Below are 12,745 nucleotides of genomic sequence, written 5' to 3'. Positions count from 1 at the left end.
AAACATGTACCGTATTAAAGCGCGTGTTGGCTAATAATACGATAAACATCGTTAATATTATCGCCAGACTTAAACTCTTTACTAATTGGTGTTGGATCTGATCCAACCCATATTTTTAGCTCGGCATCTAAGTCAAAATGGCCTGCACTTTCTTTACTAAACTTGGTAATTTTAGAGTAAGCAATACTCACCATTTCCATTTTAGAGCCGGTCATACCTTGCTTATCAATTAAGATTAAGCGCTTATTAGTAAAAATAAACATATCACGTACTACTTTATATGCTTTTTCTACTTGCTCGCCGTCAATTAATGTATTGGCGAGGATTTTCTCTAAATCAGAATCGTCAACTTCGCTTGCATTACCCATAAGTCCGCTAAGTAAACCCATTATACTTTCTCCTGTTTAAATATTTGATTCTCTAATGTGTGACCATTAACTAACTGTCGGTACTGCCAGTGTTGTTGATGACAAAAATTCAGTAGTGCAATATCAAGTGGATCGCTCGTTGGCTGATACTCAACTACATACTCTTTATGTTGGCTCATATACACACGACTCACACCTGCAATTGCTTGAAGCTGTTGCTCAACATTTTGATAAGCCTCGCTTAGCATTAATGTATAAAAGTGTTTATCGGTATTATTAGTTTTTGTTTGATGCTCGCTTAGTACGCCTTTATCTAAATGAAGTACCTGTGAGCATAGTCGCTCAAGCTCAGTTAAATCGTGAGAGCTTAAAATAAATGTAGCCTGTTCACTTAATTCTGATACCAGCTCACGTACTTCTCTGGCATGAATCGGATCAAGCCCTGCGGTTGCTTCATCAAGCATTACAATTTGTGGTGCGCCAATAAGTGCTTGCGCTATCGTAACGCGCTTGCGCATACCGTGCGATAAATCCCCCGCACGCTGCTTTGCAATTTCTTTTAAGCCAACTAAATCAAGTACACGTAGCGCCTCAGTTTGACTTTGCTTAGCACCCATACCTTGCAGCTTTGCATAAAAGGCGAGTTGCTTATCTATATTAAAACGAGGGTCAAGCTGCGCGTCTTGCGGTAATGCACTTACTTTATTAAATAAAGCAGCGCTACCAGGTTTATGCCCTAATATTTCAAGGCTGCCTTTACTTGGCGCAATATAGCCGCACAACAAACTAAATAAGGTAGTTTTACCCGCACCATTTGGCCCAACAAGTGCCACTGGCGCGCCTTTGTTAATTTCAAAGTCCACATTATTAAGCGCAAGTTTTGCACCATACGATTTACTCAAACCGCTAGCTGTAATTAATGGTCTCATAGTGAGCTCCTTGCAAAAATACGTTGAGCAACGCTTAGTAATACCGCTGTTTGCACAAGGGGAATAGCCACAGCGCTCAATAATGGTAAATTTTGCCCCGCTAATAGCTCTATTTGCACACCCGGAAATAAATAATCAAGCAGGCCTAATGCGGGTATTTGCCATTGCAATAAACCAACTACAATACCGCCTGCTGCAAAATATAAAATTGCCAATACAATAGATAAACGTGATGAGCGAGCAAAGGTATTAATTAACGTCATTAGTGCTACAAATGGGCACAGAGTAATCACTAATATTAAAAATATAGAAAGCGCACGGGCAAAACCACCAGCCAGTAAACTTGGCTCTCTAAAACCCAATACCGCGAGTGTAGCTACAAGCGTTATACCCACCAAACATGCTAATACTCCTAGCTGCCCTAAAAAACGGCCAAACAGTATTTCAAAGCGAGTGGAGCGCAGTGATAAAAACCTTAGTGTGCCGCGCTCTCTATCGCCTACCGTTTGGTCGCTACAAATAAATAAACCAAAAACGGGAAAGCTATATAAGGCTATTAACCAGTACATAGCAAATTCGGCCTCAGGCCAATCAAGCAGCTTACTTAAACCAATGGAGCCTGATATATCACGGGCTATTTGCTCAAAATCGGGTGCACTTACAATGCCTACTGCCTGCCCTATTGGGTAGCGCAGTATTATTAGCCACACCAATGCAAAGGCAGCTAATGCAATAAGTCCACGTTTAGTTAAAAACATACGTACAAGCTCAAATCCCGCTATTTGCGTTAATCGCCCTACGTTTATCGGTAATGGTGTTGCCATTGACTATCCTTAATGACTTTTTATTTTCTGTGTATTTATCCACACTAAGTGTAAACACCTTGAATTACCAGCAAAAAAAAGCTCACCTGTGGTGAGCTTTGTAACAATACATTTAAATGTAACAGCATAAATTGCGATATAAATTATAAATGCTGCTTATAAACCTCAAGTGCTTGGCTTAAATCGCTAATTAAATCTTCTACATCTTCAAGGCCAATGTGCAAACGAATAACCGGCCCTAAATCCCAACCTGTATTTGAGCGCAGCCCTTTCATGGTTAAATTAGCCGTTACTAAACTTTCAAAACCGCCCCATGAAAAGCCCATTTTGATATGCTCAAGGCTATCTAAAAAGGCATCAATCGCTTTTTGATTGCCGGTTTTCATCACAAATGAAAACAACCCATTACTGCCATCAAAGTCACGTTTAAAGAACTCATGCCCTGGGCAGCTTTCAAATGCAGGGTGTCGAATATGATCAATAAGCTCATGTTGCTCGAGCCATTTAGCTACTTCTATTGCTGCTTTTTCATGTTGATTTAAACGCACACCCATTGTACGCAGGCCTCTAAGTGCTAAATACGCATCATCGGCACTGGTACATTGCCCTAGTAAGTATGAGTTTTCGCGCAAGGTTGGCCAATACTTTTTATTAGCAACAGCCACCCCCATCATCACGTCTGAATGGCCAACAATATACTTTGTTGCAGCTTGAATACTAATATCAACACCGTGCTCTAACGGGCGATAATGCAAACCGTTACCGTAGGTATTATCAAGCATGGTCATTACGTTGTGCTCATTGGCTACTTTTACCATACCGGGCACATCTTGCACTTCCATCGTAATAGAGCCTGGAGATTCTAAAAACAACACTTTAGTATTTGGCTGAATGTAATCTTCAATACCTGCGCCAATGGTTGGCGGGTAATAGGTTGTTGTAATGCCCAGCCCCACTAAAATTTTATCGCAAAAATCGCGAGTTGGTTCGTACACGTTATCAACCATTAAAATATGATCACCGGTTTTTAAAAACGATAAAAATACTTGGCTGATCGCCGCAGCGCCACAAGGGTACAATGCACACCCTTCGCCGCCTTCAAGTTCTGTAATCGCTTCTTGTAGCGCAAAGTGTGTTGTTGTTCCTCGGCGCCCATAAAATAACGTTTTATCGCCACGGGTTTTAGCTGCTTCTTTTAAATCGGCTACAGTATCAAATACAATGGTAGATGCACGCTGTACAACGGGATTTACTACGCCATGTGTATAGGCTTTTTTTCGCCCTGATGATACCAGCTGAGTGTTTTTATTACTTTTACTCGACATTGTTAATCCTTAAGGGTTTGTCCGCCAATGCTCAATTAAATAACGAGAGATAGAATCGGTTCTAGGCAGCTTTAAATGCTCGCCTTCTTCGTGCCAATTACCAAATTGCTCTAAGTCTTCACGACTAAACCATTTTGCATCGTCTAGTTCTTCTTTATCTACGTTAATTTGCTCAGATGTCGCCTGTGCAAAAAACCCAAGCATAATGGACGATGGGAACGGCCATGGCTGAGATGCAACATAACGTACGTTATCAACTTCTATGCCTGCCTCTTCTTTAACTTCACGCGCAACTGCTTGTTCCAGTGTCTCCCCTGGGTCTACAAATCCAGCAAGCGAAGAATACATACCAGAGGGCCACGCAGCTTGGCGACCTAATAAACAGCGTTCTACTCCGTCAGCAAAGACTTTAGTAACGACCATAATTACCGCAGGATCGGTGCGCGGGAATGTAGGATGCTTACAGTTTTCGTTTTCACATACACGAGAATGCCCGGCTTCCACTGAACGGTTTTTACTACCGCAGCGCCCACAAAAACGGTGTGTGGCATGCCAATAACATAACCCTCTCGCAAGGGCGGCTATTGAGGCATATTTAATGGTTACTTGAGGCCCATATTGGCGAATATCAAAAAACTGAGCGCCCTCGATTAAAGGCGAAAGTACGCTTTCATCCAGATCAGAAACATCCAATGCAAACACACCATGTTTAGCATTGTTTAAACCAACAAAAATAGCACTCGTTAAATCTAAATGTGCCACTTGTTGATACGTTAAATAGCTTACTTTAGGGGTATCTTTAATAAATAGGGTTTGATTATTTTTAACTAAAACCCATTTACTTTGCGCCGACATTTGCGCTTTAAGCCACGATGGGTCTTTACGAAAATTTGAGCCTCTATCTAGTGGCATGTTGCTGTAATGAAGCATGTAAGTCCTTGGTAACTCGTTATGCTTTAAAATTACCATAATCATTTAGCAAACCCAATTGATTACAGTAATAAAAAAAGCCTATATAAGGCTTAATTCATCTATTACGGCTTTGTATTAAAATCTCTCATGTTGCAGGCACTTAGCTTGCACTTTTTTAACTATTTATTGCTGTTAAAGTAGCAAAGTATTATCAATTAAATGAAATTGCTCTGCGCTTTGTTTTAATACCTCAGCAGTTAACCTGTCAGCACCGTATACATCGCACGGTACATTATATTGATTTTTTAAATGCCCAAGTAACAAAGCAAAGTCACCATCGCCAGAGAGCAAAATAACTTTATCAAGATTTTTACCCTGCTCTAACATGTCTATTGTTATGCCTACATCCCAATCGCCTTTAGCACTTCCATCACGGCGTTGAATAAATGGCTTTAGCTTTACCTCAAAACCAATCGCACGCAAAATATTTTGAAACTGATTTTGCTTTTCATCTCCTCGATAAATAGCATACGCAAAAGCACACTCAATATTGTATTGCGCCTCCATCATTCGCCAAAACGCATTGTAGTCAAAATTTTTCCCGTAACTCTCACGGCACGTGTAATAAATATTTTGCACATCAACAAAAATACCGACCCGTGGTTTCGTGCTTTGCTGCTCGTTTTGTAAAGTCATTTAGTGTCCTAGTGAGGATTAATAGCAATAAAAGTAACGTTATAAAATAAGTGTACCTTGCAATTTATATTTAAGTAACCTAAATTAGTTACATACCCTTATGTAACCAATATTGGTTACATATTAAAAAGTAACCATTTTGAGATTTTTATGATTGGTGTGATCAGCGGCGATATTATTAAATCGCAAACAATCCCTAAGCAGCAATACGATGCCATGCTTTATCAACTAGAGCAAAGTTTGCGAAACATTTCGGGTGAGCAAACCCTTTGGAATATATACCGAGGCGATGCCTTTCAGTTACAAGTTAATAATCCTCAGCTCCTTTTTAAAAATGCCATACTTATATATTTACACCTTAAATCGTCAGGTTATGAACTACGACAAAGCTTGGCACTTGGGCAAATAGATAACCCACGCAGCGATATAAAAACAGCAACCGGTTCTGCTTTTACTCTTTCGGGGCAAGGCCTTGATAAAATAGGCAATCAACGCTTTGTTTTTAATATTAACGAGCAGCAGCTCGATGAAAGCTTAAATCTTAATTTAGCCTTTGCCGACGTATTGCTCACTAAAATCACACAAAAACAAGCAAATGCCCTGTATGTCTATTTAACATCACCAGACAACAGCCACGCGGCACTGGCTAAAGAGCTTAAAACAAGTCGCGAAAACGTAACCAAACTACTCAATTTAGCGCACTACCAACTTATAGAACGCTTTATTAAGCACACGCAACACGTTATAAAAAATATAATTAAAGGAGGTGAATAATGGCGTTTTCACTTTTACTGGTCGCGCTTATTATTGGCCACTTACTCGCTGATTTTTACTGGCAACCTATGAGTTGGGTAAACGACAGAAATACCCGTCACTTTAAAGCCAGTAAGCTTTATTTTCATGTACTAGTGCATGGTGTAACAAGTGCACTCATTATTACCTTGTGGGAATACACATTCGGGTGGCAGCAACTAAGCAGTGTTTTAATTGCCACGGCGAGCATTATGCTGAGCCATTACTTTATTGATATAGCTAAATCGTATTCTAATAAAGGCGTGGTGCCTTTTTTACTAGATCAAATAGCGCACATACTCGTTATTATTGCGCTCAGTATTTGGCTAACTGATAACAATAGCTTTATGGCTGCAATTAATAATATGCTCACTGATCCCAAAATACTGTGGGTGGTATGCGGTTATTTAATTATTTTAAGTCCCAGCGCCGTATTTATAAGAATGATGTTAGAGCGTTTAACAAGTAACTTTTCAAGTACTGGTAGCTTACCACTTGCAGGGCAAAGCATAGGTATGTTGGAACGCGTACTTATGCTGAGCTTTATATTGCTTGACCAATTTGCAGGGCTTGGCTTTTTACTTGCGGCAAAGTCGGTATTTAGGTTTGGCGATTTAAGTGCAAGTAAAGATAAAAAACTTACCGAGTACGTCATGCTAGGCACATTACTTAGCGTAAGTGTTACTTTATTTGTCGGCTTGGGTATTAACTATTTAATCAGGTAGGCAATACAGTAAGTACAAATTACAGACAATAAAAAACGCGCTGCTTCTATTTATTCAAAAGAAGAGAGCGCGTTTTTTGTATCAACCTTTAATCAAGTTCTAAATTAATTAAACGCCAATATAATCATTAACAATGATTAATCGTTATTTGTGCGACGACGGCGTTGGCCATTACCGCCAACAGATTCACGCTTTGCCCATGGGTTTTGCGCGTTATCATCTGTTTTAGCTGCTGGCTTTTTAGAACCACCACGGCGTGGGCCGGTACCATTACCACCATTATTTGGCTTTTTACTGTTAGGCTTGCTGCTATCAGATTTAGGCTTATTAAAAGGCTGCTTTTTCTTAGGCTTTTTAGCCGGCAGTGGGCGAGCATCTAATGCGCGCTCAGCTACTGGGTTAATAGGCTCAAAACCGTCTTCTTCAGCACGTGGAATAAGCTCACCAATAAAGCGTTCAATACCGTATAAATCAACAGCATCATCAACCGTTACAAACGAAATCGCATGACCCGACGCACCAGCACGGCCTGTACGGCCAATACGGTGAACGTAATCTTCATATACATTTGGTAAGTCGTAGTTAACAACATGCGGTAATTCAACAATGTCTAAACCACGTGCAACAATGTCTGTTGCTACTAGTACGCGTACTTCACCACTTTTAAAACCATCAAGTGCTTTAACACGTGCGCCTTGTGATTTATTACCATGGATGGCCGCGCCTACAATGTCATCGCGTTCAAGTTGTTTAACTAAGCGGTTAGCACCGTGCTTTGTACGGCTAAACACTAATACTTGTTGCCAATCGTTAGTGCGAATTAAGTGGCTTAGCAATGCTGTTTTACGTGTTTTATCTACCGCGTAAACGCACTGAGTAACACTTTTTGCAGTGGTATTTTTTGCTGCAACTGAAATTTCAACTGGGTCATTAATTAACCCTTTTGCTAATGCACGAATTTCATCTGAAAATGTAGCCGAAAACATCAAGTTTTGACGTTTAGCAGGCATTTTAGCAATTAAGCGTTTAATATCGTGAATAAAGCCCATGTCTAACATGCGGTCAGCTTCATCGAGTACAAGCACTTCAACGCTATCAAATTTAACTGCATTTTGATTATGTAAGTCGATTAAACGACCCGGCGTTGCTACTAAAATATCAACACCTTTACGAAGACGCTGCATTTGTGGGTTAATTTTAACGCCACCGTAAACTACAAATGAACTCACATCAGAATGCTTAGCGTACTCTTCAACGTTTTCGCTTACTTGCAAAGCAAGTTCACGTGTAGGCGTTAAAATAAGTGCACGTACGTGGTTACTTTTAGCTTTAGGGCCCGACGACAAGCGCTCAATAAGTGGTAATGTAAAACCCGCTGTTTTACCTGTACCTGTTTGCGCTGCTGCCATAACGTCACGGCGTTCAATAATTGCAGGAATTGCTTGAGCCTGAATCGGCGTTGGCGTTTCATAGCCCTTTTCTAAAACCGCATTAACCAAAGACTGTGATAAACCTAAACCTTCAAAACTCATATAAACTCTCTTTTAAATAAGGCTACATTAGCCAGTTGCGCGCATTATACCTGTAGTAGCTAAGAATGCATGCCATTATTTACGTTGCAGGCAATTGAGCATAGTTTATTAAAATTAAACCTGTGATTAAGTTGCTTAAAAATGCAAAAAACGGCCATAGGCCGTTTTTTGTTTATACTTAATAACTCTAAGTATTAGAGTTACTTAACACCTAACTCACGCAAACGTTCTTGCAAGTAGCTATCTGCCGTGTAGCGCTCTGAAAGCACAACATCTGGATGCGGGTGTAAAAATAACGGTAATGAAATACGCGATTTAGTAGATGCTTTACCCGTTGGGTTAATTACACGGTGAATTGTCGATGGGAAATACCCGCCCGACGCTTCTTGTAGCATGTCGCCGATATTAATAATTAAGCTGCCAAAATCACATGGCACGTCTAACCAACCGCCATCTGTTTTTTGAACTTGTAAACCAGGCTCATTAGAAGCTGGTAATACAGTTAATAAATTAATATCGCCATGGGCTGCTGCGCGAATAGCACCAGGCTCTTCATCACCCGTCATTGGTGGATAATGTAGGATACGTAACAATGTTTGCTCAGAATCGGCAATCATGTCTTTTAAATCAATTGAAAACTTAGCACGCACATCAGCTGGTGCTTCAGCCTGAACCCAGCTTAATAATGTGCCAGCAAATTCACTTGCTAAACGGTAGTATTCACGTACATCAGCTTCAAGCTGGGCAGGAACGCGACCTTTAGGGTACACATGAAAGTACTCTTTAATGTCTTTTATTGTAAAGCCTTTCGCTACTTCTGATACTGAAGGCGGAAAGTAACCGTCTTGAGTTTCTTTAGAGAATAAAAAGTCGTGCTTTTGCTCTGAGTTAAAAAAGTCTTGCCAATTTTTGTAAATAGACTCAACTAAAGACTGTGGGATTGGGTGGTTTTTTAAAACGCCAAATCCAGTATTTCTTAACGATTCAACAAATTGTGCAGCCGCATCGGGAGCTTTATAATCAACAGTAGGTAATTGCATTGTACGTTCCAGTGAATAGGTTGTGTGAAGTGAGTTGCTTTTAATAGTGCTAAATTACTTATATAAAGTAGCAAAGCCTTCATTATAGCGCTATGCGAGGATAGACAAATGACCTCAAAAACATAAGGACATATGTCCTCAAGACATGGTCACCGTCACATTGCTTGATCAAGATCAACTTATAAAAAAACGTTGAATTTGCAAGGTTTAGTAACTATCTCTGGTCTATTATTAGAATATATTTTATTTGTGTAAATAAGGCTCCCCATGCGACAAAAAGTATCTTTTAAAAGCGGCGATTTAGAACTTGCCGGCCAACTTGAACTTCCCTCTGGTGACGTTAAGTTTTACGCGCTATTTGCACACTGCTTTACATGCGGTAAAGACATTGCAGCAGCTACACGAATTAGCCGTGCACTCACACAACAAGGTATCGCCGTACTGCGTTTCGACTTTACCGGTTTAGGTAATAGTGATGGCGATTTTGCTAACAGTAACTTTTCATCAAACATTCAAGATTTAGTATCTGCGGCAAATCATTTACGTGAGCATTTTGCTCCGCCGCAACTACTCATTGGTCACAGTTTAGGCGGGGCAGCCGTTCTTGCTGCTGCGGAGCATATTCCTGAAGTATCGGCTATTACAACCATTGGGGCACCGTCAGATGCGCAGCACGTAGCGCATAACTTTGCAGCTCACCTTGATGAAATTAACGCAGCAGGTGAAGCTAAAGTAAGCTTAGCTGGTCGCGAATTTACCATTAAAAAACAGTTTATAGACGATATAGCCAAGTACGATAAAAGCCACATTAGTAAGCTTAAGCGCGCACTATTAGTAATGCACTCCCCTATTGATGCGACGGTAAATATTAGTGAAGCTGAAAAAATTTATGCATCAGCTAAACACCCTAAAAGCTTTATTAGTCTAGATAACGCCGATCACCTTTTAACAAATAAAAACGATGCCGACTACGCAGCACAAATAATTGCAACGTGGGCAAACCGATATGTTAAATACGACAAAACTAAATACACGGCAAGTTTAACGGGTGGCAATGTACTCGTTGAAGAAAAAGACCATGTATTTACTCAGCACGTAAGCACCAAAGATCATACTTGGCTTGCAGATGAGCCAATAAAAGTAGGCGGTAAAAACTTAGGTCCTGATCCGTATCATCATTTATTAGCGGGGCTTGGTGCCTGTACGGCAATGACACTGCGTATGTACGCTACACGTAAAAACTTACCACTGGAGCATGTAAAAGTAGAGCTTGATCACACTCGCGATTACAACCAGGATTGTGAGCAAACAGGTAACCTTGAAGCTATTACCCGTAAAATCACCTTACGTGGCGACTTAACAGAGCCACAACGCCTGCGTTTACTCGAAATAGCCGACAAATGCCCAGTGCATAAAACACTACATAATAACCCAGTTATTGTAAGTGAACTGGTAGAGTAACTACCATAAAATTGATATAGCGCAGATCACACTGCGCTATGATTTAACTTTTATAAACCTAATTTTTACTATCTAAAAACCCCTCTACTTCTTTACTCATTCTATCCACCAGCCATTTTGGCCCGCCATCGTACATATCGTTATGGCGCGACTTTTCTATGAGTATTTGCTTAACAGGAAACTTATCCAGCTCTAAATCATTTAACAACACATTCGCATCAGCTAGGTAATCACTACCGCGTAGAGTGAGTACGCGAATGTTTTTATTGCGCGGGATTAACATGCGGCGATGATCGAGCGTAATAATAGTGCTAACTTCGTTTGGATAAATAGAGCCATATAATGCGGAAATATCCCCGCCGTTTGAATGCCCAAATAAGGTGAGTTTTGTAAAATCGTACGCTGGATATTTACTCGATAGCTCATTAACTAAAAACTTAAGCGTTACTACGCCACGGTGCCAGTTTTCCATGCGAGAGGTTAAGTAAGGCTGCTCACGATTAAGATCAGGGTCGGTTTCTAATTCATGTGCAACTGCTATTGTTAAATATCCACGCTGATTAAACGCATTACTGGTAAACGTATACTTCTTATGGCTAATCCCATAACCTGCGTTAATGAACGCTACAGGGCATTTTACTTGTTCAGTACACTCAGCATTGCGACTTGGTAGTGTGATATTGATAGGGATAGTGCGATTACGGTTTTTATCAGTTATAACGCCATCGTTTACATAGCTTGTTGCGCCTATTACTGATGTACTTATTGCTGATGTACTTAGAGCTAGTGCACTTAACATAAAAAGCTTTTTAAGTATTTTTTGCATGTTCAAACTTATATAACTTATTGTTTTTAATTAAAAATAACTTTTACTTTATAGGTTTGCATTCTCTATTGTCAAACTATGCGATAATGGCCGCCATTGTTTAAATATATTTAGTAAAAGATCCAATAAATGAAATCATACAATAGCATTCAAGAACGTATAGAAATTTTAGAAGACAAACTAACGGCAATACATGACGAAATCGAAACACTAAAAACCCCTGCTAAAAACAACAATGAACGTATTATTTTTAAGTTTATTGAAACAGGCAGCACAGGTAAAACGAAGGATTTTGTTCGTGAGTTAGGTATTAAATCACCACGTGACGGTTTGTTTTCATCAGGTGACGTTACAAAACTAATTAAAGATGGCGCTGAAGATATTTCACCAGCGTTATTAGAAATCGCAAGACAACTAGCCAGTGCACGTAATAAAAATGGCCCTAGCCGTTAATTACGCAGTCACGCAGTATCTAGAAGCCCAGCCAAGCTGCCGCTTCTAGGTGTTCAGTTAATCACAAAGCTCTATATTAAGGCTGGTAAGTAAATTAAGTGCTTCGAAGCGATCAAACTTAGCATTCGCTAAAATATTATTATTCAAATCTATATTAAATGCTGTAGCACCTACAAAATCACATTTTGTTAAGTTAGTTTGAAAAAACTCACTATCGCGAAAATCTGTTCCTGTAAATTCACTACCGCTTAAATCTGCATGTCTAAAATCAACATTTTTGGCAAAGCAGTGTGTTAGTTTGAGGGCTTTGAGGGTTAATTCAAAAAAAGAACTATTACTGAGCTCGCAATAATTAAAACTCACCGGTGCGTTAATACTAAGCGCTGGCCAATCTACGTCAGTCCATTGCAGACTATTTAATTTACAGTGGCTAAAACTTACATCTTCAAGCGAGCTGTAGTTCCATTTAAGTGACGATAAATTACAGTTTTTAAAGTTGCACTGTATAAATCGGCAATTTTTAAACTGCCCGCCTGAAAAGTCGCAATCGGTAAATGTGCACTCTTCAAACTCAGAATTTTCAGTTAGTTGCTCTTCGTGCTGCAAAGCATTAAATTGCTCGTCGAAGTAGTGATTATTATTTGAAATTGACACTATTATCCTAGTTTTTAATGGGCATAGACGCTATTTTTAGGTAAATCTTTTTTAAGCGCAAGCACTGCAATAAAAATCAAAGCAAATAGTGGAAATAGCGCTAAACAGCCACCCACAAAAGCTAAAACCCCAGGCATAGTACTTTTACGCTTACCTATTTTGTAGCTAATTACAGCAAAAATAGGAATACTCAGCACAATAAAAAAAC

15 protein-coding genes are annotated in these 12,745 nt (G+C 39.7%); 4 read left to right on the top strand and 11 right to left on the bottom strand.

Going from position 1 to position 12,745, the window contains the following annotated elements; all coding sequences use genetic code 11:
* Nucleotides 1-14: 14 nt before the first annotated feature.
* The 6 genes from RB214_RS06775 to RB214_RS06750 form a co-directional block, all read right to left on the bottom strand.
* The gene (locus RB214_RS06775) at nucleotides 15-389 is read right to left on the bottom strand and encodes a PH domain-containing protein (protein WP_007377979.1); all 375 of its coding nucleotides are present in this window, start codon (nucleotides 387-389) and stop codon (nucleotides 15-17) included.
* Complete coding sequence (locus RB214_RS06770) at nucleotides 389-1,297, bottom strand: ABC transporter ATP-binding protein (RefSeq protein WP_007377980.1); 909 nt, start codon at nucleotides 1,295-1,297, stop codon at nucleotides 389-391. Before RB214_RS06770 ends, RB214_RS06775 begins: the two co-directional genes overlap by 1 nt.
* Nucleotides 1,294-2,121 carry an ABC transporter permease subunit gene (locus RB214_RS06765; RefSeq protein ID WP_309168650.1) on the bottom strand — a complete coding sequence of 276 codons (828 nt, stop codon included), beginning with the start codon at nucleotides 2,119-2,121 and terminating at the stop codon, nucleotides 1,294-1,296. The genes RB214_RS06770 and RB214_RS06765 overlap by 4 nt, the downstream gene beginning before the upstream one ends.
* A gap of 143 nt (nucleotides 2,122-2,264) precedes the next feature.
* Nucleotides 2,265-3,446 (bottom strand): cystathionine beta-lyase, encoded by a 1,182-nt coding sequence (locus RB214_RS06760; RefSeq protein WP_309168649.1) that lies wholly within the window; start codon nucleotides 3,444-3,446, stop codon nucleotides 2,265-2,267.
* A 9-nt stretch (nucleotides 3,447-3,455) separates the two neighbouring features.
* Nucleotides 3,456-4,376, bottom strand: coding sequence for an NAD(+) diphosphatase (nudC, locus tag RB214_RS06755; protein WP_309168648.1), 921 nt, complete (start codon nucleotides 4,374-4,376; stop codon nucleotides 3,456-3,458).
* Between the two features lie 174 nt (nucleotides 4,377-4,550).
* Nucleotides 4,551-5,054: an NYN domain-containing protein gene (locus RB214_RS06750; protein ID WP_002962844.1), complete on the bottom strand. Its 504-nt coding sequence runs from the start codon at nucleotides 5,052-5,054 to the stop codon at nucleotides 4,551-4,553.
* A gap of 150 nt (nucleotides 5,055-5,204) precedes the next feature.
* On the opposite strand from RB214_RS06750, the gene RB214_RS06745 reads away from it, so the two are divergent.
* Both RB214_RS06745 and RB214_RS06740 read left to right on the top strand, forming a co-directional pair.
* The gene (locus RB214_RS06745; RefSeq protein ID WP_309168647.1) at nucleotides 5,205-5,828 is read left to right on the top strand and encodes a hypothetical protein; all 624 of its coding nucleotides are present in this window, start codon (nucleotides 5,205-5,207) and stop codon (nucleotides 5,826-5,828) included.
* Nucleotides 5,828-6,571, top strand: coding sequence for a DUF3307 domain-containing protein (locus tag RB214_RS06740; RefSeq protein ID WP_309168646.1), 744 nt, complete (start codon nucleotides 5,828-5,830; stop codon nucleotides 6,569-6,571). Before RB214_RS06745 ends, RB214_RS06740 begins: the two co-directional genes overlap by 1 nt.
* A gap of 137 nt (nucleotides 6,572-6,708) precedes the next feature.
* Here the strand turns inward: RB214_RS06740 and RB214_RS06735 are convergent, their stop codons facing one another.
* Together RB214_RS06735 and RB214_RS06730 are read right to left on the bottom strand one after the other, a co-directional pair.
* Nucleotides 6,709-8,103, bottom strand: coding sequence for a DEAD/DEAH box helicase (locus RB214_RS06735; RefSeq protein ID WP_149605143.1), 1,395 nt, complete (start codon nucleotides 8,101-8,103; stop codon nucleotides 6,709-6,711).
* Between the two features lie 200 nt (nucleotides 8,104-8,303).
* Nucleotides 8,304-9,143: an isopenicillin N synthase family oxygenase gene (locus tag RB214_RS06730; protein ID WP_008172584.1), complete on the bottom strand. Its 840-nt coding sequence runs from the start codon at nucleotides 9,141-9,143 to the stop codon at nucleotides 8,304-8,306.
* A 267-nt stretch (nucleotides 9,144-9,410) separates the two neighbouring features.
* Between RB214_RS06730 and RB214_RS06725 the strand changes: the two genes are divergently transcribed.
* Nucleotides 9,411-10,604 carry a bifunctional alpha/beta hydrolase/OsmC family protein gene (locus RB214_RS06725; protein ID WP_309168645.1) on the top strand — a complete coding sequence of 398 codons (1,194 nt, stop codon included), beginning with the start codon at nucleotides 9,411-9,413 and terminating at the stop codon, nucleotides 10,602-10,604.
* Between the two features lie 58 nt (nucleotides 10,605-10,662).
* Here RB214_RS06725 and RB214_RS06720 read toward each other — a convergent pair whose 3' ends face one another.
* The gene (locus tag RB214_RS06720; RefSeq protein ID WP_309168644.1) at nucleotides 10,663-11,430 is read right to left on the bottom strand and encodes an alpha/beta hydrolase; all 768 of its coding nucleotides are present in this window, start codon (nucleotides 11,428-11,430) and stop codon (nucleotides 10,663-10,665) included.
* A gap of 129 nt (nucleotides 11,431-11,559) precedes the next feature.
* Between RB214_RS06720 and RB214_RS06715 the strand changes: the two genes are divergently transcribed.
* The gene (locus tag RB214_RS06715; RefSeq protein WP_002959968.1) at nucleotides 11,560-11,883 is read left to right on the top strand and encodes a hypothetical protein; all 324 of its coding nucleotides are present in this window, start codon (nucleotides 11,560-11,562) and stop codon (nucleotides 11,881-11,883) included.
* Between the two features lie 57 nt (nucleotides 11,884-11,940).
* On the opposite strand, the gene RB214_RS06710 is transcribed toward RB214_RS06715, so the two are convergent.
* Both RB214_RS06710 and RB214_RS06705 read right to left on the bottom strand, forming a co-directional pair.
* Nucleotides 11,941-12,537: a pentapeptide repeat-containing protein gene (locus RB214_RS06710; RefSeq protein ID WP_182738792.1), complete on the bottom strand. Its 597-nt coding sequence runs from the start codon at nucleotides 12,535-12,537 to the stop codon at nucleotides 11,941-11,943.
* A gap of 14 nt (nucleotides 12,538-12,551) precedes the next feature.
* Complete coding sequence (locus RB214_RS06705; RefSeq protein ID WP_375144339.1) at nucleotides 12,552-12,734, bottom strand: hypothetical protein; 183 nt, start codon at nucleotides 12,732-12,734, stop codon at nucleotides 12,552-12,554.
* Nucleotides 12,735-12,745 lie beyond the last annotated feature (11 nt).

It is taken from the genome of Pseudoalteromonas sp. HL-AS1, assembly GCF_031198785.1.
Lineage (GTDB): Bacteria > Pseudomonadota > Gammaproteobacteria > Enterobacterales > Alteromonadaceae > Pseudoalteromonas > Pseudoalteromonas distincta.
The sequence above is the reverse complement of the archived record's forward strand: the minus strand, read 5'-3'. Positions and strand labels throughout refer to the sequence as shown.

Excerpts from the sequence above, each read along its gene's own strand:
- RB214_RS06720 (WP_309168644.1), bottom strand. The coding sequence starts at position 11,430 with ATGCAAAAAATACTTAAAAAGCTTTTTATGTTAAGTGCACTAGCTCTA.
- RB214_RS06760 (WP_309168649.1), bottom strand. The coding sequence starts at position 3,446 with ATGTCGAGTAAAAGTAATAAAAACACTCAGCTGGTATCATCAGGGCGA.
- RB214_RS06740 (WP_309168646.1), top strand. The coding sequence starts at position 5,828 with ATGGCGTTTTCACTTTTACTGGTCGCGCTTATTATTGGCCACTTACTC.
- RB214_RS06730 (WP_008172584.1), bottom strand. The coding sequence starts at position 9,143 with ATGCAATTACCTACTGTTGATTATAAAGCTCCCGATGCGGCTGCACAA.
- RB214_RS06765 (WP_309168650.1), bottom strand. The coding sequence starts at position 2,121 with ATGGCAACACCATTACCGATAAACGTAGGGCGATTAACGCAAATAGCG.
- RB214_RS06750 (WP_002962844.1), bottom strand. The coding sequence starts at position 5,054 with ATGACTTTACAAAACGAGCAGCAAAGCACGAAACCACGGGTCGGTATT.
- RB214_RS06725 (WP_309168645.1), top strand. The coding sequence starts at position 9,411 with ATGCGACAAAAAGTATCTTTTAAAAGCGGCGATTTAGAACTTGCCGGC.
- RB214_RS06735 (WP_149605143.1), bottom strand. The coding sequence starts at position 8,103 with ATGAGTTTTGAAGGTTTAGGTTTATCACAGTCTTTGGTTAATGCGGTT.
- nudC (WP_309168648.1), bottom strand. The coding sequence starts at position 4,376 with ATGCTTCATTACAGCAACATGCCACTAGATAGAGGCTCAAATTTTCGT.
- RB214_RS06745 (WP_309168647.1), top strand. The coding sequence starts at position 5,205 with ATGATTGGTGTGATCAGCGGCGATATTATTAAATCGCAAACAATCCCT.
- RB214_RS06775 (WP_007377979.1), bottom strand. The coding sequence starts at position 389 with ATGGGTTTACTTAGCGGACTTATGGGTAATGCAAGCGAAGTTGACGAT.
- RB214_RS06715 (WP_002959968.1), top strand. The coding sequence starts at position 11,560 with ATGAAATCATACAATAGCATTCAAGAACGTATAGAAATTTTAGAAGAC.
- RB214_RS06770 (WP_007377980.1), bottom strand. The coding sequence starts at position 1,297 with ATGAGACCATTAATTACAGCTAGCGGTTTGAGTAAATCGTATGGTGCA.